Source organism: Chengkuizengella axinellae (assembly GCF_030730905.1).
Lineage (GTDB): Bacteria > Bacillota > Bacilli > Paenibacillales > KCTC-33759 > Chengkuizengella > Chengkuizengella axinellae.
Genome location: NZ_JAVAMP010000010.1, coordinates 17,328 through 36,841, shown reverse-complemented (window position 1 = coordinate 36,841; position 19,514 = coordinate 17,328). Strand labels below are relative to the sequence as shown.

Annotated in this window: 23 protein-coding genes; 2 read left to right on the top strand and 21 right to left on the bottom strand. The window is 35.1% G+C overall.

Features of this window, described 5'->3' with window-relative positions:
* Positions 1–128 precede the first annotated feature (128 nt).
* The 18 genes from trxB to Q5Y73_RS17045 form a co-directional block, all read right to left on the bottom strand.
* Entirely contained in the window at positions 129–1,082 is a 954-nt protein-coding gene (gene trxB, locus Q5Y73_RS17130; RefSeq protein ID WP_305993137.1) for a thioredoxin-disulfide reductase, read from the bottom strand.
* Positions 1,083–1,178: 96 nt separating this feature from the next.
* On the bottom strand, positions 1,179–2,870 hold the full coding sequence (locus tag Q5Y73_RS17125; RefSeq protein WP_305993136.1) for a tetratricopeptide repeat protein: 1,692 nt from the start codon (positions 2,868–2,870) through the stop codon (positions 1,179–1,181).
* Between the two features lie 243 nt (positions 2,871–3,113).
* Complete coding sequence (locus Q5Y73_RS17120; RefSeq protein WP_305993135.1) at positions 3,114–3,242, bottom strand: hypothetical protein; 129 nt, start codon at positions 3,240–3,242, stop codon at positions 3,114–3,116.
* Entirely contained in the window at positions 3,239–3,637 is a 399-nt protein-coding gene (locus Q5Y73_RS17115) for a peroxiredoxin-like family protein (protein ID WP_305993134.1), read from the bottom strand. Before Q5Y73_RS17115 ends, Q5Y73_RS17120 begins: the two co-directional genes overlap by 4 nt.
* Positions 3,638–3,753: 116 nt before the next feature.
* Positions 3,754–4,704, bottom strand: a complete 951-nt coding sequence (locus Q5Y73_RS17110; protein WP_305993133.1) for a ribose-phosphate diphosphokinase — start codon at positions 4,702–4,704, stop codon at positions 3,754–3,756.
* Between the two features lie 72 nt (positions 4,705–4,776).
* Positions 4,777–5,583: a histidinol-phosphatase HisJ gene (gene hisJ, locus Q5Y73_RS17105; protein ID WP_305993132.1), complete on the bottom strand. Its 807-nt coding sequence runs from the start codon at positions 5,581–5,583 to the stop codon at positions 4,777–4,779.
* Positions 5,573–6,256 (bottom strand): bifunctional phosphoribosyl-AMP cyclohydrolase/phosphoribosyl-ATP diphosphatase HisIE, encoded by a 684-nt coding sequence (hisIE, locus tag Q5Y73_RS17100; RefSeq protein WP_305993131.1) that lies wholly within the window; start codon positions 6,254–6,256, stop codon positions 5,573–5,575. Before hisIE ends, hisJ begins: the two co-directional genes overlap by 11 nt.
* Positions 6,253–7,011 carry an imidazole glycerol phosphate synthase subunit HisF gene (gene hisF, locus Q5Y73_RS17095; protein ID WP_305993130.1) on the bottom strand — a complete coding sequence of 253 codons (759 nt, stop codon included), beginning with the start codon at positions 7,009–7,011 and terminating at the stop codon, positions 6,253–6,255. Before hisF ends, hisIE begins: the two co-directional genes overlap by 4 nt.
* A gap of 18 nt (positions 7,012–7,029) precedes the next feature.
* Positions 7,030–7,659, bottom strand: coding sequence for an imidazole glycerol phosphate synthase subunit HisH (gene hisH / locus Q5Y73_RS17090; RefSeq protein ID WP_305993129.1), 630 nt, complete (start codon positions 7,657–7,659; stop codon positions 7,030–7,032).
* Positions 7,660–7,662: 3 nt separating this feature from the next.
* The gene (gene hisB / locus Q5Y73_RS17085) at positions 7,663–8,256 is read right to left on the bottom strand and encodes an imidazoleglycerol-phosphate dehydratase HisB (RefSeq protein ID WP_371320228.1); all 594 of its coding nucleotides are present in this window, start codon (positions 8,254–8,256) and stop codon (positions 7,663–7,665) included.
* The gene (gene hisD / locus Q5Y73_RS17080) at positions 8,249–9,538 is read right to left on the bottom strand and encodes a histidinol dehydrogenase (protein WP_305993127.1); all 1,290 of its coding nucleotides are present in this window, start codon (positions 9,536–9,538) and stop codon (positions 8,249–8,251) included. The genes hisB and hisD overlap by 8 nt, the downstream gene beginning before the upstream one ends.
* A gap of 30 nt (positions 9,539–9,568) precedes the next feature.
* The gene (gene hisG, locus Q5Y73_RS17075; RefSeq protein WP_305993243.1) at positions 9,569–10,177 is read right to left on the bottom strand and encodes an ATP phosphoribosyltransferase; all 609 of its coding nucleotides are present in this window, start codon (positions 10,175–10,177) and stop codon (positions 9,569–9,571) included.
* A 27-nt stretch (positions 10,178–10,204) separates the two neighbouring features.
* A complete protein-coding gene (locus tag Q5Y73_RS17070) occupies positions 10,205–11,380 on the bottom strand; it encodes an ATP phosphoribosyltransferase regulatory subunit (protein WP_305993126.1) in 1,176 nt (391 codons plus the stop codon).
* Positions 11,381–11,536: 156 nt separating this feature from the next.
* The gene (locus Q5Y73_RS17065; protein ID WP_305993125.1) at positions 11,537–12,046 is read right to left on the bottom strand and encodes an acyltransferase; all 510 of its coding nucleotides are present in this window, start codon (positions 12,044–12,046) and stop codon (positions 11,537–11,539) included.
* Between the two features lie 42 nt (positions 12,047–12,088).
* Positions 12,089–12,994, bottom strand: a complete 906-nt coding sequence (gene lgt / locus Q5Y73_RS17060) for a prolipoprotein diacylglyceryl transferase (protein ID WP_305993124.1) — start codon at positions 12,992–12,994, stop codon at positions 12,089–12,091.
* 71 nt (positions 12,995–13,065) lie between these two features.
* Positions 13,066–14,001 carry an HPr(Ser) kinase/phosphatase gene (hprK, locus tag Q5Y73_RS17055; RefSeq protein ID WP_305993123.1) on the bottom strand — a complete coding sequence of 312 codons (936 nt, stop codon included), beginning with the start codon at positions 13,999–14,001 and terminating at the stop codon, positions 13,066–13,068.
* Positions 14,002–14,146: 145 nt separating this feature from the next.
* Positions 14,147–15,268, bottom strand: coding sequence for an ABC transporter ATP-binding protein (locus tag Q5Y73_RS17050; protein ID WP_305993122.1), 1,122 nt, complete (start codon positions 15,266–15,268; stop codon positions 14,147–14,149).
* Positions 15,269–15,353: 85 nt separating this feature from the next.
* Positions 15,354–16,427, bottom strand: coding sequence for a PucR family transcriptional regulator (locus Q5Y73_RS17045; protein ID WP_305993121.1), 1,074 nt, complete (start codon positions 16,425–16,427; stop codon positions 15,354–15,356).
* 237 nt (positions 16,428–16,664) lie between these two features.
* Here Q5Y73_RS17045 and Q5Y73_RS17040 point away from each other — a divergent pair, with 237 nt between their 5' ends.
* Both Q5Y73_RS17040 and Q5Y73_RS17035 read left to right on the top strand, forming a co-directional pair.
* Entirely contained in the window at positions 16,665–17,126 is a 462-nt protein-coding gene (locus Q5Y73_RS17040) for a MarR family winged helix-turn-helix transcriptional regulator (protein WP_305993120.1), read from the top strand.
* A 200-nt stretch (positions 17,127–17,326) separates the two neighbouring features.
* Positions 17,327–18,556 carry an MFS transporter gene (locus Q5Y73_RS17035; RefSeq protein ID WP_305993119.1) on the top strand — a complete coding sequence of 410 codons (1,230 nt, stop codon included), beginning with the start codon at positions 17,327–17,329 and terminating at the stop codon, positions 18,554–18,556.
* A gap of 100 nt (positions 18,557–18,656) precedes the next feature.
* Here Q5Y73_RS17035 and Q5Y73_RS17030 read toward each other — a convergent pair whose 3' ends face one another.
* The 3 genes from Q5Y73_RS17030 to Q5Y73_RS17020 all read right to left on the bottom strand — a co-directional run bounded on the left by Q5Y73_RS17030 (position 18,657) and on the right by Q5Y73_RS17020 (position 19,493).
* Positions 18,657–18,863: a DUF378 domain-containing protein gene (locus Q5Y73_RS17030; RefSeq protein WP_305993118.1), complete on the bottom strand. Its 207-nt coding sequence runs from the start codon at positions 18,861–18,863 to the stop codon at positions 18,657–18,659.
* Positions 18,864–19,008: 145 nt separating this feature from the next.
* Positions 19,009–19,209, bottom strand: coding sequence for a DUF378 domain-containing protein (locus Q5Y73_RS17025; RefSeq protein ID WP_305993117.1), 201 nt, complete (start codon positions 19,207–19,209; stop codon positions 19,009–19,011).
* A gap of 122 nt (positions 19,210–19,331) precedes the next feature.
* On the bottom strand, positions 19,332–19,493 hold the full coding sequence (locus Q5Y73_RS17020) for a hypothetical protein (RefSeq protein ID WP_305993116.1): 162 nt from the start codon (positions 19,491–19,493) through the stop codon (positions 19,332–19,334).
* Between the last annotated feature and the right edge of the window lie 21 nt (positions 19,494–19,514).

Below are 19,514 nucleotides of genomic sequence, written 5' to 3'. Positions count from 1 at the left end.
TGAAGTTCATACAAATCTAATGTCAAAATCCTCTTTTTTCCGACAATGTTCAATCTTTTTGCCAAAGCAAAAAGAAACCCGCCTAAAGGCGAGTTCTTGTTTTAAAATTACTTCCATTTAAATCATTTTTAACTTCCGATCGATTGACTCCAGTCGTGTACTACATTTCCTTCTAAAAACTTCTCAGCATCTAAAGCTGCCATACAACCTGATCCTGCAGCTGTAATAGCTTGGCGATAAATTTTATCTTGTACATCCCCACATGCAAAAATACCTTCTACATTCGTTTGAGTTGTACCAGGTTTTACTTGAATGTAACCCACATCATCTGTTTCTAAAATCCCATTTAAGAAATCCGTATTTGGGCGATGACCAATGGCTACAAAAATTCCATCCGTTTCAATAATTTCCTCTTGTCCAGATTCATTATCCTTAACTTTTAAACCAGTTACCCCATGTTCACCTGCTACCACTTCTATCGGTGTTTTGTCTAATCCCCAACTAACTTTTTCATTCTTGCGAGCATAATCCTGCATAATTTTAGAAGCTCGAAGTTCATTTCTACGATGAACAATCTTCACATCGGTTGCAAACTTAGTTAAGAAATTTGCTTCCTCCATTGCAGAGTCGCCCCCACCAATGACAATGACCTTTTTACCTCTAAAGAAAAACCCATCACATGTTGCACAAGCACTAACTCCACGTCCCATATTTTCCGTTTCACCTGGAATACCTAACAATTTAGCTGACGCCCCAGTAGAAATAATAACGGATTCAGCTTCAATTTCCTCAGAACCTTCCAAGGATAATTTAAAAGGTCGGTTAGTATGATCTATTTTATTAACCCACCCTGTCATAAATTTCGCACCAAATCTTTCAGCTTGCTTGCGCATATTATCCATTAATTCTGGACCCATAATCCCATCAGGAAATCCAGGGAAATTTTCTACATCAGTAGTGATCGTCAATTGGCCTCCAGGCTGAGGTCCTTCTATGACTAATGGTTCTAGATTTGCACGAGCCAAATAAATAGCCGCAGTTAATCCTGATGGTCCTGTTCCTATTACGACTGCTTTATGCATTACAATTCCTCCTCATATAAACAATTGGTTTGTTTATAATAATTATTATTTAATAATCATTATAAACCAAATAATAAAAAAAGAAAGTAATTTATATTACAAAACTGATTTTTTTATTATTTCAACATTCTTTCTAATCGTAGATACAGATACATTATATTTCTCAGAAACCTCTCGATAGGTAATCTCAATACTGTATATTTTAGCTATAAGATACTCAAGTGCTGCAGACCAGCCATTTACTTTTTTTATTTTCGGAACGTTTGGGTATTTCTCAGTTACAAAATTAACCCAAAGTGTGTACATTTCAAATTTTTGTTGAACGTCAAATCGATCTTCCATCTGATTTAAAGTCTCATTAATAATGTCATGCCACTTATCATCCCAATTTGGGAGATGTTTAGATAATGGCAGCATATCAACAGAAGACATCGTTTTCCCATCTGAGCTTACTTGATATGGTTCATCAGCTTTCATCACACGTAACAGAAAAACAGCGATATGTTTTAATTTATCTCTTTCATTGGGTTTAAGAAGAAAATTTCTCAATATATTTTCCACTTCTTTGTTCTGAATAAAACTTACAATTTCTAACACCTGAAGTTTATTTGTCAAACTACCATTAAGCAACGCCCATTTTAATGAGACTCGAACTAAATGATTCGTTTCCCACTCGTATATCACATTTTCTTTCCACTTGCCAAGCATTTGAAAATGTTCTTCATAAGGTAAAAAGTAATGATAACTCAGTTTCACGTTTGAATCCTCAAGTATATCATCTAGTTCATTTATAAAGAAAATCGGCACAATATCATCTTCATTTAAACTCCGAGCTTGTTTCCATAAACGAAGTGCCTTATCATATCTATGTGTATTAAAAGCAGCAACAGCTGCGTAATGAAACAATGAAGGTTCTAATACCTCGTCTCCTGATTTGATCAATCTTAAAAAATGATGGTATGCCATTTCATGGTTCCCCAATAACCCTAAAGTCATTGCTAGTTTATAAAGCTGATCTGGAAGATAAGGATAAGTTTTACTCAATAATTTTAATAGAGATGATAATTCCGACTCGTTTTGAGTCTGTCTATAGTATATGGCTAGATTACATAACGCGTGTAAATTTCCAGGATCCTCTTTTAAGACTTCATCAATATGTTTGGAGGTTTTTTCATAGTCACCTATATAATAATAAGCAAGTGCAAGATTATTACGAGCTGCAATAAAATCCGGATATTTTCTAAGGATTTTTTCCAAAAGCTGAATAGCTTCCGTGCACTTTCCCTCTTCTAATAAATGCCTTGCACGATCATGATCAAAAAACTTCTCTTTAGATTTTAATTTTTTGATTGGAATATCTCTTTGAAGTTCAATACTTAGAAGCTCGATCATTTCATCACACTCTTCTAAAAAATTCCCTTCAACATCCTTTTCTAGATAAGAAATTAACGCCTCTTCTGCTGATTCAAACAAATCCAAGTTCATATAATTATTAGCCATGTAAAAATAACACTCAGTCATAGAAGGATCCACTTCATCGAGTACCTTTTTTAAAATTTTGTTCGATTCGGTATAATTGCCTAATTCTGAATATACACCGGCCATATTACAATGATTAACTGGATTTTCTGGTTCTAACTCCATCGCTCTTCGAAAATATTTTAGTGCCTTTGTATATTGATAACGGTCCAAAAAATGGACAGCCTTTTCGTAAAAGAATGTGGCATTCATATTCAGTGATACAATATTAGTTTTACTGCTTTCAACCACTGTTCTTTTTCTTTGCATTTTTGCAGGCACCTCCATTTTCCCGTATTTCATATTTGCAACACTTTATATTAGAATCAAACAAAGTATAACACATCTATGTTACCTAAAAAAGTGAGATACATACCAAAAAGGTACAAAAGTAAGTGTCTTTTTAAACAAATAAGTATCCAGTAATCTCTGAGAATTAAAAAAGAGGCTGTGACTATCTTTCCATCTACAGCCTTTTTATTATTTGTTCATACCTTATTCCATTCTGATCACTTATAATGTTTTTAATACATTAATTGCATCTGAAGGTTCCATTCGTTTCGTATAATCAGGGACTACCGATGCTTTTTTAATTTGACCGTCTGTATTGATAATAAACGTCCCAGGGACTGGTAATGTCACGCGTCACTATCGTTATATTTTTCTAAATCAACTCGGAGTTTATATACATCGATTAGATAGTCCGGTAATCGAAATAACAAGTTATACTCTTCTATTACTTTCGATCCTAAATCACTTAATACAGGATATGCTAATTCATGTTTTTCTTTCATGGATAATGAATTGTCTGGTGTTTGCGGACTTACTGCAATCAATTGAGCGCCTAACGCTTTAATTTCTGGTAAAGCTTGTTGATATGCACGAAGCTCTAAATTGCAATACGGAGACCAATTTCCACGGTAAAAAGTTAATATAACAGGCCCTTTTTTTAATTCCATATATAAATTCACTTCTTTTCCCGCAGCATCATGTAAGGAAAGAATATATAAGGAAGTAAGCTTTTGTGGAATGAGCAAATAAAAGAAAACCCCAAAAAGTTAGAAAAAGGCTTACCTATTCCTTCACTTGTCGGGATTTTTGAATCATGATTAGATAAGGTAAACCCCATCGAATCGTTTATATATAAAATAGTCTATACTCCTCGCGACTTAAATAAAGTACTAATGGAGCCGCCCTCCATAATAATTTTAATTGCATCTGCAAGTAATCCAGCCATTGAAATCACTTTAAATTTCGTTGGATGGTCTTCAGGTAGCGCAATGGAGTCCGTAACGACAATTTCGTTTATATTTGGATGATTTAATCGTTCTAATGCTGGACCAGAGAAAACTGGGTGTGTTGCACATACATATACATCGTTAGCACCCTTCTCTTTTAAACCTTCCACTACATTTACAATGGTTGTTCCTGTATCAATCATATCTTCAATAATGATTGGTGTTTGTCCTTGAACATCACCAATAATGTGAGTAATGACTGATTCATTATGTGCAGGACGTTTTTTAATCATGATCGCAAATGGTGAATCTAAATAATTCGCCAGTTTTTCAGCCGTGGATGCTCTACCTGCATCTGGGGAAACAACAATTGGGTTTTGTATATTTTGTGCTTTTAAATAGTGAGTGATGTGATCCAATGCTGTTAAATGATCCACTGGAATATTGAAAAATCCTTGGATTGCAGGAGCATGTAAATCAATTGTAATCACACGACTAGTTCCTGCTGTAGTTAATAAATCTGCAACTAACTTTGCAGAGATCGGCTCACGCGGAGCAGCTTTCCTCTCTTGTCGAGCATATCCATAGTAAGGAAGTACAACTTGAATAGTTCGCGCAGATGCTCTTTTTGCAGCATCGATCATAACAAGAAGCTCCATTAAATGTTCATTAATCGGATGAGAAATGGATTGAACGAGAAAAACATCACAATTACGAATGGATTCCTCGAAATGAACATAAATCTCTCCACTTTTAAATCTGGAAAGTTTTATCTTCCCTAATGTTTTTCCAAGATTGTTACATATTTGTTGTGCCAGCTGAGGATTGGCAGATCCTGTGAATACTTTCACACATTCATAATTCATGATTGACCTCCTGAAATATTTAAAAAGTGAACCTTTTTTTCAGTGGGAAATTCCATCATTTCCGACTGAAAGTTATAATCCTACCATGATTCGCTTACGCTTATCATACGTAGCTAATTGTGTAAATCCTACTTTTTTCAACAAATTTCGCGCCTGATCCAGAAATAAACCAAGCTGTTCTGGTTTATGTGCATCTGAACCAATTGTTAGAGGAATGCCAAGCTTATAACATTCAGTTAAAATACGCTCGCTTGGAAACATTTCTTCAACAGGCATGCGTAAACCAGAGGCATTTAATTCTATTGCTAAATCATATTCCTTAATTACATTTAGCGTTTGCCTCTCTACCTCTATCATATCATTTTTTGGCTTTCGACCAAACCTTTTTATGACATCTAAATGACCAATATAATCATACAACCCTGTTTTGGCTGCTTTTTGTACAGCATCATAATACTGATTAAATACTTCATCAACGTCTTTATTTTCCCATTGATCTAACTGTCTGAAATCCGAAATATCCCACTCTTCTAAGAAATGTACAGATCCAATGACATAATCCCATGTATACGAAGAAATGATCTTCTCAATTTCTTCTTCATAGCCTTCAATATAATCTGCCTCAAGCCCAACTTTAATATCAATTTGATTTTTATACTTTTCCTTCAGTAAAAAACATTCTTCAACATATCTAGGAAGTTCATCTGAGGGCATTGCCATTCCTGGAAGATACGTTTTTGGATCTACATGAATTAAAGGCATATGATCCGATAAGCCTAATTGCTGCAAACCGATCTCAATGCCTTTTTTAACGTAATCTTCCAAAGAGCCAGAAGCATGTCCACAGCGTTCATGATGAGTATGATAATCAATCAGCATGGCGTTTTTCTAACTCCTTCATAATGTTTTCAATTGGTAAATCTCTATCTTTTAACAAAACCATAAGGTGGAATAATAAGTCACTAACTTCGTACGTCAACTCATCATTATCTTTATTTTTGGCTGCAATAATGACTTCAGCAGTTTCCTCACCGACTTTTTTAAGGATCTTGTCTACTCCTTTATCAAATAAATAGGTAGTGTAAGCCCCTTCCGGTCTTTCATCATATCGCTTTGCAATGACAGATTGCAATTCAGCCAAAATATTAAAAGTTTGATTCCTTGGAGCATCTAATTTATCGTTTTCTGAAGTTGCAGCAACTTCATTAAAAAAGCAGCTTTGCTCCCCTGTATGACAAGCAGGTCCCTTTTGATTGACTAATACCAACAAAGTGTCTGCATCACAATCATATTTCAAATTTGCAATGGATTGAGTATGACCAGAAGTCTCACCTTTATGCCATAACTTCTGACGTGATCTGCTCCAAAACCAAGTCTCCTTTGTTTCTAATGAAAGTTTCAATGATTCTTTACTCATGTAAGCCATCATTAGTACTTCTTTACTGCTCTGATCTTGAACAATAGCAGGGACAAGCTCATGATCATCCCATTTTATAGTTTCAATTAGATCATTTATTGATTGTTCTGATGGTTTTAACTGTTGCTCAGTCAACGAACTTCCACCCCTTTTTGCTTCAAATCATGCTTCACATTTTCAATTGACAATTCTTTATAGTGAAAAATAGAAGCTGCAAGACCAGCATCTGCCTTACCCGCAGAAAACACATCATTAAAGTGCTCAGACTTCCCTGCGCCTCCTGATGCAATCACTGGAATGTTCACAAGATCTGAAACTGCTCTTGTTAATTGTATATCAAATCCATCTTTTGTGCCATCTGCATCCATACTTGTCAATAAAATTTCACCAGCACCCAATTTTTCAACTTCTTTTACCCATTGTAAAGCTTTAATGCCTGTAGCATTTCGACCACCATGTGTATAAACTTCCCATTCTTTCCATTCCTCATTATACTTTGCATCAATAGCAACAACAATGCATTGTGAACCAAACTTTTGAGCACCTTCCGACACTAGATTAGGATTTTTAACGGCTGCTGTATTCATTCCGATTTTGTCTGCCCCAGCTCGCAATAATTTTTTCATATCTTCAACACTGCTGATTCCACCGCCTACTGTAAAAGGAATTGCGATTTCTCCAGCTGTTTGCTTAACAACTTCTACCATTGTAGCTCTTCCTTCAACTGATGCTGAAATATCTAAAAATACTAGTTCATCCGCACCTTCTTTATCATATATTTCAGCTAATTCAACAGGATCTCCCGCATCTTTTAAGTTTACAAAATTCACACCTTTTACAACTCGACCATCCTTTACATCTAAACAAGGAATAATTCGTTTTGCCAACATACAAATCAGAACCCTTCTTTAATCTTTAGACAAACTGACAGATACAACTGTTGTCTTCAAAAAATTACTTAGTAAGCTTATTCCTACATCACTGCTTTTTTCAGGATGGAACTGCATTCCAAATACATTATCTTTCCCTACAACAGCTGTCACTTCTTGATAATAATCAGTTGTAGCCAGTAAATTAGCAGGATCATCAAGCTTAACATGAAACGAATGCACAAAATAAACATAACCTGACTCTATCCCCTCAAACAACAAATGAGTAGGCTGCTTAACATCCAAACGATTCCAACCCATATGCGGAATCTTATAATCTCCTTGAAAACGAACCACATGTCCTGGAAGCAAGTCTAATCCTTTATGTTCACCGTACTCTTCACTGCTTGAAAAAAGGAGCTGCATACCTAAACAAATTCCTAGTAGTGGTTTGCCAGTGTCTACAAACTTATATACAACCTCTTGGAGACCTGTTTCTCTTAAATGCTTCATTGCATCTCCAAACGCTCCAACCCCAGGTAAAATGGCACCATCAGCAGCTAGTATTTCTTTTTCGCTAGAAGTAACACATGTTTCATATCCCAATCGTTCAATGGCTTTGCTTACGCTATGCAAATTGCCTATCCCATAATCAATGATAGCAATCAATGGCTAAAGCACTCCTTTCGTTGAAGGAACTCCCTGAACTCGTGGATCAATTGCTGTTGCCTCATCTAAAGCACGTCCTAAAGCTTTAAATACAGCCTCAATCATGTGATGTGTATTCTGTCCATAATGCACAATCACATGTAAAGTCAATCTAGCCTCAAGTGCAAATTTCCACAAGAACTCATGCACAAGCTCAGTATTGAAGCTACCCACTAAGTTTGAAGGGTATTCGGCGCGATATTCAAAATGCGGACGATTACTCACATCTATCACAACTTGCGCCAACGCTTCATCCATCGGAACAAATACACTGGCATAACGTTTTATCCCCTTCTTGTCACCTAGAGCATTGTATAACGTTTGCCCTAAACATATCCCGATATCTTCTACCGTATGATGGTCGTCAATTTCTATATCCCCATTTGCTTGTACTTTTAAATCAAATTGCCCATGTTTCGTAAATAAGTCCAGCATATGATTTAAAAATGGTACGTCTGTTTCAATTTCCGTATTCCCTGTACCGTCAATGGCAAACTGGAGAGAAATATCCGTTTCATTTGTTTTTCTTTTGATATCTGAAATTCGAATGTTATCCATCATGTCTTCCTTCCTTTTCTAAACGAATTTGAATAGATCTAGCATGCCCTTCAAAACCTTCTTGTCTTGCAAGCTCCATGATATATTCTCCATTTTGCAAAATAGCATCTTTACTGTAATAAATGACGCTTGATTTTTTGATAAAGTCATCCACATTTAAAGGAGAAGAAAAACGAGCTGTTCCGTTGGTAGGTAAAATATGATTGGGTCCCGCAAAATAATCACCAACTGGTTCTGCACTATATCGGCCTAAAAAGATAGCTCCTGCATTTTCAATCTGTCCAAGAATGCTCATTGGTTCTTCTATCATGACTTCTAAATGTTCTGGAGCCAATTGATTTACGACCTCAATTCCTTCTTTTATGTGATCCACCGTTAAAATGGCACTATTTTGACTGATAGATTTACTAGCAATATCTTTTCTCGGCAAAACTTTTAATTGCTTCTCCACTTCATTCTGAACTTGTAATGCTAAGTTTTCAGAATCTGTAACTAAGATAGCGGACGACATTTCGTCATGTTCTGCTTGAGATAAAAGATCCGCTGCAACATAACCAGCATCTGCTGCTTCATCAGCCATGATGGTAATATCTGTAGGTCCGGCAATACTATCAATATCTACAACTCCATAAACTTCACGTTTTGCTAAAGCCACATAGATATTGCCTGGTCCACATATTTTATCTACAGGGCGAATAGATTCAGTTCCGTATGCCAGTGCAGCAATGGATTGCGCCCCACCTACTCTGTACACTTCATGAATCCCAAGTTCCTTTGCTGCCGCTAAAATATATGGATTAATCCCTTCTTGACCATTTGTAGAAGGAGGGGTTACCATAACAATTTCGGAAACCCCTGCAACCTGTGCAGGAATTGCATTCATCAATACGGATGAAGGATACGCAGCCGTTCCCCCTGGCACATAAATACCCACTCTTTTTAAGGGTCGTACAACCTGCCCCAACAAACTGCCATCCTCTTGTAAATCCATCCAAGAGTTTCGTTTCTGTTTCTCATGAAAATTTCGAATGTTGTATGAAGCTTTTCTTAAAGCGGTAAGAAATTCTGCATCAACTTGTTCATGTGCATCATCCAATTCTTGAGCCGTTACTTTCAAGTCCGAGCATCTCACACCGTCAAATTGCTCTGTATATTTGATTAATGCCACATCTTTATCTTTCATCACTGTCTGGATGATATTTTTAACAGCTTGATTTTGCTCAACTGTCCCATATTCTACTTCTCTTTTTATAGCAAACTCTTTTGCAGGTAAAATTCTCATCATAACACCTCATTTTTTCCGTTCACAGGTCTATACTTTCATTTCTATTACAGATTGAAGCTGATCACAAAGTTGTTGAACCGAATCATTTTTCATCCGATAACTTACTCGATTTGCAATTAATCGACTTGTAACGGAGAACATCTCTTCCAATTCTATCAAGCCATTTTCTCGCAGGGTTCGACCAGTTTCAACCATATCTACAATACGATCGGACAATCCAATTAAAGGGGCAAGTTCTATAGAACCGTTTAACTTGATTACTTCTACTTGATGTCCTCGTTCTCTAAAATATTGACTAGCTAAGTTTGGATATTTTGTCGCAACCTTTGGGTTCATGACTTCTTTCCAATCTGGAAGTCCAATAACAGACATTCTACATCTTGCAATGCCTAAATCTATCAACTCATAAACGTCACGGTTTTCTTCCATTAATACGTCTTTACCCACAATCCCAACATCCGCTACTCCATATTCAACATAGGTCGGAACATCCACTGGTTTTGCCATAATAAACTCCATATTCGCCTCTGGAATCGGAATGATTAATTTTCTAGAATCATCAAAATCATCAGGAATCGGTATATCAGCAGCACGAAAAAGGTTTGATGCTTGCTTGAATATTCTTCCTTTCGGCATAGCTACTTTTAGTATCTCCACCTGTACCTACCCCCTTTTAGTCATATTAATAATATCTGTGTAGCTTTCTAATAATTGTGCTGTTGTTTCAAAAGTTGAATTTACTTTTCTAGTCTCAACAATTTGACCGTCGTTTCTTAACATTTGGGCATGTTTTAATGCATTTATTCGATTATGTTCATCATATAAAATTAATGTTCGAGACAATTCAATATTTGAATTTTGACTCACAACTTCTAAAATACGATTTGTTTTTAAGGCGAATCCCGTTGCAGGCGCAGGTCTTCCAAATTGTGTTAGTAAGTTGTCATATCTTCCCCCACTACATACTGGAAAACCTAGATCACCTGCATAACCTTCGAATGTCATACCTGTATAGTAAGAAAAGTCTCCTAGCATTGTTAAATCAATGACTACATGTTCAGAAACTCCATAAGCCTCCAACACTTCCCAAACCTCACATAAATGATTTATGGATTGTTGAGTTGCTGGATCATTAACATAAGATTTTGCTTGCTCACATATTTCTTTGCCGCCTCTAAGTTTTAATATACCCTCTAATTCCTGTTTTGCATCCTTAGTAATCGACAGCTGTTTAATCGCCTGTTTATAACCCACATAATTTTTATTTAATAAATGCTCTTTAAGCATCCTTTGCTCTTCTTGCTCAGCTACTGAAGTCCCCTTAAATAAACCTTGTAGAAACCCCATATGACCTAAAGCAATTTTGAAATTTTCGATCCCAGCAGCTTTGATTGATGAAATAGCAAGTGCTATGATTTCAGCATCTGCATCTGGTGAACCATCACCAATCAATTCCGCACCTGTTTGTACGAACTCAGCATCTCTTCCCGCTTCGTCCTTCATGGCTCTAAAAACATTGGAATGATATGACAACCGCATTGGCAAGGGTTCATCTTTTAATAATGAAGACACAACTCTAGCTATAGGTGCAGTATTATCTGTTCTTAACACGAGGGTTGTACCTCTTTTATCTAGCAGCTTAAAAAGCTTGTGATCTGATGTTAAACTTGCCATACCTACTGTATCGTAATACTCTAGTGTGGGCGTAATAATCTCTTGATACCCCCAATTTTCCATGCATTGTATGACATTTTTCTCTATTGTTCTCAATCCATACACAGCATAAGGTAAATAATCTCTTACACCTGATGGTTTTTCAAATACTTTTGGTTTTGACACCGACTTCACCTCATTAAATACTTTCTTTAACCAAAAAAATGCTTTAGTGTACTACCAAGTTAAAGAATAATCAATTTTAACATAAAAAGAGCAATAACGTCAACGGTTACTGCCCTTTTCCTTCATTTGTTAAAATATCTATAGACCTCAAAACAACTAAAGGGATTTACCCTCACTATTTTGCGGTGTTTTGTTTATAACTTGAATAGGGTTTCCCCCTACAAAACTACCTGCTTCTACATCTTTATGTACAATTGAACCTGCAGCAACTACAGCATGATCGCCAATCGTAACTCCAGGCAAAATGGTGCTGTTTGCACCAATCAGCACATTTGAACCGATATGAACCTCCCCTAAACGATACTCATGGGTAAGATATTCATGGGCCAAAATGGTCGTATTATATCCGATGATAGAGTTTTTGCCTACATGTATTTTTTCTGGAAAAAACACATCTACCATAACCATCAATGCAAAAGCAGTCTGTTCTCCGACTTTCATTCCTAATATATTTCGGTATATCCAGTTTTTAAGACGCAAGGAAGGAGAATAACGTGTAATTTGAATAAAGATAAAATTTTTAAGTCCCTTCCATTTGCTTACTGTTTTATATATTTGCCATAGTGAATTATTTCCTTGTATAGGATAACGTTCTGTATTTCTCAAACTAGATTCCTCACTATCTATGATATTGCCTGTTCAAAAACGCTAGTACCGTTCAATTGGATCTGAATACTTAGGTAGATCTGGATTTTTAATTCTTCTTATGAAGATCATAATGATGGCAAACACAATCAACAATAAGCTTATAAATTGTGCAATTCTAATGTTTCCATATGCCATATTTCCAGCATCACCAAAAACCAGTAACATCGGAGCCCATAATATTTCCATGAAATCAGCCAAAAACTGTGGACCTGTAAAAGCTAAACTGTCTGTACGCAATCCTTCAATAAAGAAGCGTCCTAACGAGTACCACATAATATAAGTGAAAAAGACTTCACCAGATTTCACAAAAGTTCTTCTGCGTAATACGAATAGTAATAACAAACCAGCTAAATTCCAAATCGATTCATATAAAAAAGTTGGATGATAAAATACACCATTGATATTCATTTGATTGACAATAAAATTAGGTAGATTGAGTGTTTCTCTTAAAAAAGCTTCCTCAACTGGACCACCATGTGCTTCTTGATTCATAAAATTGCCCCAACGACCAATCATTTGTCCTAAAATCAAAGAAGGAGCACAAATATCTGCAATTCGCCAAAAGCTTACTCTTTTCACTCTAAAATATACAGCGGCTCCAATTACAGCACCTATTAGAGCACCATGTATAGCTAGTCCACCATTTTGAATCATAATAATTTCCAACAAATTATCTTTATAACTATCCCATTTAAACAATACATAGTATAGTCTTGCACCGATAATTGCAGATGGAACACCAATTAACAATAAGTCTAAAAAGAAGTCCGAAGACAAATTGAATCTTTTTCCTTCCAAAATGGCTAGCAACAATCCAGCTATAGCCGCACTTCCCAATATCATCCCATACCAATTCACATCCAATGGTCCGATGGAAAACGCGATGGGATCAATAACATAACTCATTCAATTTCCTCCTGTTCAGTTCATTCAAGTTCAAATAGTTCAGTTTTCAGTACCGAGAAGATGTGACATCTCTAATCGATATCATCTTCATCTGCTATTGTTTCTGTTAGCTTATTTGTAAATTGCAATGCCGCATTATATCCCATACGCTTTAAACGATAGTTCATCGCTGCCACTTCAAGAATAACCGCAAGATTCCGTCCAGGTCTGACTGGAATAGTAACTAAAGGAACTTTCGTATCAATAATTTGTGTTGTTTCTTCATCTAAACCTAAACGATCATATTGCTTTTCCTGATCCCAAGTTTCTAATTTTACAACAAGGGTAATTTTTTTAATATTTCGTATCGCACCAGCACCAAACAACGTCATCACATTAATGATGCCCACTCCGCGAATTTCTAATAAGTGTTTAATCAAATCAGGTGCACTTCCGTATAAATCATGATCTGCAGTTTGTCTAATTTCTACTGCATCATCGGCAATTAATCGATGCCCACGTTTAACTAACTCTAATGCTGTTTCACTTTTACCAATTCCGCTATGCCCTGTAATGAGCATCCCTACCCCGTTGACATCAACCAATACACCGTGGATGGTAGTCGTTGGCGCAAGCTTATTTTCTAAAAAACCTGTAATCCTGCTAATCAAAATTGTTGTTGAGTAGTCACTCCGAATAACTGGAATTCTTTTCTCTTCTGCGATATCCACCAATTCTTTAGGCGCTTCCAATTTGCGAGTTATAAAAATACATGGCGTCTCATCGTGACAAATTTCATGCATCCGTTGAAATCTTTCTTCATCACTTAGGGTTTCAAAATAAGTTAACTCTGTCATCCCTAAAATCTGAACACGTTCCTTTGGATAATAAGCATAAAATCCAGCCATCACCAAACCTGGTCGCGAAATGTCTGCAACCGATATGTATCGATCTAATCCTTCTTCTCCACATACTACTTCTAAATCTAGTTTCTTTACCAGCTCTTTTACTTTCACTTTTTTGGGCATATGTATGTTCTCCTTCTATCCCCCATCAATGACTTTTCGAATATGTTGTCGAAGACGTTCTTCCATTTTATCGTAATGGAAATGATATAAAAAAACAAGATAAAAGGCCAGCATAAGCTGACCTTTTTATGATTAAAATTTAAAATTAGTCTTCAAAAACATTTAATTCAGTTTCTTTATCAAAAATATGAATTTTATTCATATCAAATGCTAATTGAATATTTGAACCTTCTTTAATATTTGCACGCCCGTCAACTCGTGCTACAAGGATTTTGCTGCCAACCCCTGAAAGGTATAGGTTCATTTCATGTCCTAAGTTCTCAGCTACATCAATATGAGAATTCACTATACTATTAGGAGATGCTTCTAAGAAAACCGGCTCTTGGTGGATATCTTCTGGACGCACACCTAGTAAAACATTTTTCATTAAATATCCTTTTTCACGAAGTGTTTTTGCTTTTCCTTCAGGAATCACAATATCTACTCCTTCAGCAGTGAAATGTACATCTTTACCCTTCTCTTCTAATTTCCCATCAATGAAGTTCATTGATGGAGAACCAATAAATCCAGCTACGAACATATTAACAGGATGATGATAAACTTGTGTAGGAGAGTCTACTTGTTGCACAATTCCATCCTTCATAATAACAATGCGAGTACCCATTGTCATTGCTTCCGTTTGGTCATGAGTTACATAAATAAACGTTGTTTCTAAACGTTTATGCAATTTACCGATTTCTGTACGCATTTGTACACGAAGTTTTGCATCTAGGTTGGATAATGGCTCATCCATAAGGAATACTTGCGGTTCACGAACAATTGCACGACCTAAAGCAACACGCTGACGCTGACCACCTGATAATGCTTTTGGTTTACGCTCTAGTAAATGTTCAATATCCAAGATTTTTGCCGCTTCACGAACTCTTTCATCAATTTCTGTTTTCTTCATTTTACGTAATTTTAATCCAAAGGCCATATTTTGATAAACTGTCATATGTGGATACAATGCATAAGATTGGAATACCATTGCAATATCACGGTCTTTTGGCGCAACGTCATTCACCAGACGGTCTCCAATGTAAAGTTCACCTTTAGAGATTTCTTCTAATCCAGCAATCATACGAAGCGTAGTAGATTTTCCACAACCAGACGGTCCTACAAGCACCAAAAATTCTTTATCTTCAATTTCTAAGTTAAAGTCAGCTACAGATGGTTTTTCTGAACCTGGGTATATTTTATAAATGCTTTTTAAACTTAAACCTGCCATTATATGTTCCTCCTAGATATTATTTGTGTACTGTTATTTTAGCCTAGACTGGGAAAAAAACCTATGTGCAAGTTGTACAAAATAGTTAAGTTTCATTTGTAACTTTATACAACAACAAAGATACCTTGACTAAAATCGCCTGGTTAAATACTCTAACATCAAGTCCAGTTTCTTGTTTAAACTTATCTAAACGATAATTTAAAGTATTGCGATGAATATAAAGTTTCTTTGCCGTTTCACTTATATTGCAGCCCGTGTTGAAAAATTGTTCTAAAGTTGTTTTCATCTCAGGATCGAATACAAAGTCTACTTGTTTAAATACACGCTGGATAAAATGTTTTTTTGAATCATCAGGCAAGACATCCAAGAGTGCCTCCAAGTATAAATTCCATGGAGTATAGACATATTCATTGATATAATAATTTCGCCCTAATTCCATAATTTCTCGTAACTGTTTTATTGTAAATAACACTGATTCGCTAGGCACTATTGGATAATGCACTGAAACATGACACTTACCAACCCATTCACTTATAAGCATTTCATGTAGACTTGAGCTAAATGCTACTAACAATTCCTCTATTTCCAACTCTAGATCTTTACCTTGACCCTCTATTTCTTCTTCTAATAATTCAACTGAACACAACAATAAATATTCTTTTTCGGATAAGGGAACAAATATGACCTTTGTGTCGTAAAAGGATTCTAATAGCTTCAAAAGTTCGTCATCGCCACCTATATTTTTATCAGCAATGTCAGTTTGTATTAGGATCGGAATATTATGATTCGAAAGCTGGGGAATATTTAACAGTGGTAAAGGCATATGTTCATGATCTAAATCAAGTTGAAGCTGCTGCATAATCCAATCTCGAAGAGAAAGCGCTGTTTGCTGCTTATATTCTGGAGCTAGCTGACTATGACTAGCACGATTTGCATCTATGGTCATTCCAATCAAGCTTTTCTCAGTGTTGGTTAGGGTTGCTTCCTCTATGGCATAAGTAAAATAAGAATGATCTTCGAAGTATAAGAAATAATAAATTCGATTGTTTTTAACTACTACATTCCTATCCATAAACCAATCTATATTATGTAAAATTTCCAACTGAATTTGAACATTTAGAATTTGCTCTAGTTTTATTTTCATCTCATCCCAATTCATTGTGTGAACTCCTTGACATCAAAATCATAACAAAAAATCGTATCGAAGCCTGCCAAAACATTAGTTTGTTTTATGTTCTAAAATAATTATACCTTTTACATCATGAATAACCAAACCCCTTCCTTTATCATTGTATTAAAAAAGACGCACATTGTTTGAATCAAATTAACATTTTAGGTTGCTTAACTATTAGCATTCATTTATAATGAATATAATCAAACTGTAAAGGTGATTTTTGTGGATGACATAACTGCTTTTTATTACAAAAAATTAAAACACTCTTCGGATGCTCTTAATGCAATTTTTTTAGAAGAATATCATAAATTAGCTGATAAAGAGGCACTAAATCTTACTGCAAAGCAAAATATGTTATTAGAATTATTAAAGGATAGGTCTTTTACAAATAGTGAAATTGCCCATCATTTCTCTATCACACCTAGTGCATCCACGCAACTAGTCAGCAAATTAGAAAAAAAAGGATATTTAAAAAGAGAGATTAATTTAAATAATCGAAGAGAAATCATTGTAAAACTTGATGAAAAAGGAATTGAACTCAATCAATTGATGACTAAATTTGAATTGCATCTCATCCAAAAATATTATTCAAAACTAGATGAAAAGGATTTGGAAAATTTAGTGGATTTGCAGGAAAAGCTTTATAAGGTCGCAATTGAAATTCAAAAAAAAGAAGAAACGTAACATCAAATTTTTTTGTCATATAATTAAGCTAGATTAAATATAAATATTATTAAACTTTTTATACAACAAAAGTATTCAAGAAGATAACACTTGTTAAGATAATCAAAACCATTTTTTTTGATATATAATTAAGCTTTCTTAATTATATATATAACTAAATTATTGGTATAATAAATCTTTTTTAGGAGGTACACATACCTATGCAGTTATTAAAAAATAGAGTTTTTCAAATCATTCTTTTAACTGATTTAATTCAACAAGGTGCCATTTGGATACGAAATATTGCATTGTTATTTTTTGTAATGGAGTTAACAAACAATGATCCAATTTATGTATCATTGTTAACCGTGATTGAATATGCTCCTATCTTTCTTTTTTCTTTCATTGGAGGAGCACTAGCAGACAGATGGAATCCTAAAAAAACAATGATTTTAGGAGATTTTGCCAGTGCTCTTTCCATATTCATTATTATTTTACTAGTTACCAACGGTAATTGGCAGGCTATTTTCCTAGCAACACTTGTCTCCAGCATTGTTAGTCAAATATCTCAACCCTCATCTTCTATCATGTTTAAAAAACACATACCTGAAGAAATGGTGGCTCCAGCAATTGGGATCATTCAAAGCTTGCAAGCTCTATTCTTGATTGTAGGTCCCATTATCGGAACCTTAATCTACAGCTGGTTAGGGATTACAGCTTCATTAATTTGTATTGCAATTGCATTTTTCATTTCCTCGGCAATACTATTCCTCCTTCCAAAAGTTCAAAAGAAAGAGGAGAATTCCACTTCAAGATTTATTGAAGAGATGAAAGAAGGTGTTCGATACGTTAAGAACTCTAAAAATTTGAGCATTATTGCCTTCGCATTTGTTTTCATAGGGTTAGGAGCAGGAATCGTTCAACCCCTTGATATCTTTATTGTCATTGATCGATTAGGTATAGAAAAAGAGAACATTCAATGGCTTTACATGTTAGCTGGAATAGGGATGTTTGTTGGAAGTATTTTGGCATCTATCTTAAGCAACAAATTAAATACAAAAGTTGTTGTCGTGGGAGGTTTATGTTTTTTATCCATATCACTTATTGTTGAAGTTTTATCCGTTTGGTTCGTGTTAACTGCGACCATGAATTTCATAACAGGATTAATATTGGCCATGTGGCAAACGATGCTGGGGATGGTCATTATAAAAATAATAGATGAAAAGTTTGTAGGAAGAACTAATGGGATCTTAACACCATTGTTTATTGGAGGTATATTAATAGGCTCCGCTGCAGCAGGTCCATTAGTCACTTTCACATCACTCATTGCCACTTATTTTATATCAGCAACCATCATTTTCATTGGTGCAATGATCAGTATAGAACTTTCGTTCAAACACTTACCTACATCCGAACCGCATAAATCAAATGAATTAGCTAAACAAATGTGAAGAATCACTTCGAACATTCAATGTAATATTGTCATAAATAGAAGGAGGACGCCCGATTCATATCGAACGTCCTCTAAAAAATCAATCCGTATATTATACACTAATCTCTCGCATAGGTTACATTATTAAAGAAGCTGAACGAATATACGGCAGCAATTCCTACAATGACATAAATTGTACGAGAGAGTCCAGAATCCATACCTCCAAATAGCCCACCAACTAAATCCCACTGAAAGAGCCCAAATAACAGCCAGTTCAAACCACCTATAATAACTAAAAGCAATGCGATTACGTTTAGTGTTTTCATGAGAAAGTACCTCCTATCATTTCTCTTAAATTTTTGTTCAACCTTAACTTTCCCAATTAATGTTATTTTATGAATAAAAATTCTGTTACCGCGTAAAAAAAAGAAAAACCTGCTAAGAAGCAGGTTTTAACTTTGAGTTTTCTGTTTAATCTTGTGTAATTTTGTTGAAGAAAGATAAAGAGTAAATAGCAGATAACCCAATCACAATATATATTATCTTAGATAAAACTGAATCCGTACCTCCAAATACCTCAGCAACTAGATCCCATTCAAATATACCAACCAACAACCAATTCAAACCACCAATAATGACTAATAACAGAGCAATTACATTTAAAGTTTTCATAGGTACTTTCCTCCCAATCATCCTTTTAATGAATTTACTTTCATTACCATATATATTTGCGAAAGAAACTGGATATATCTATTTTTTAAATTTTAATCGATGGACTATATATAAATTCACAACTAATAATCATGTTTCCGAATTAGGTTATCATCTCCAAAAGGAAAGGAGTTATAGCCATCCCTTATATAGACCATTCTATTCAATTCACCACTACTATTTTTTCCTGCGGTTAAACCCGCACCACTCAACATACCGATAATAAAAATAAATAATGTACTCAATTTAATCTCTCCCTATTTTTA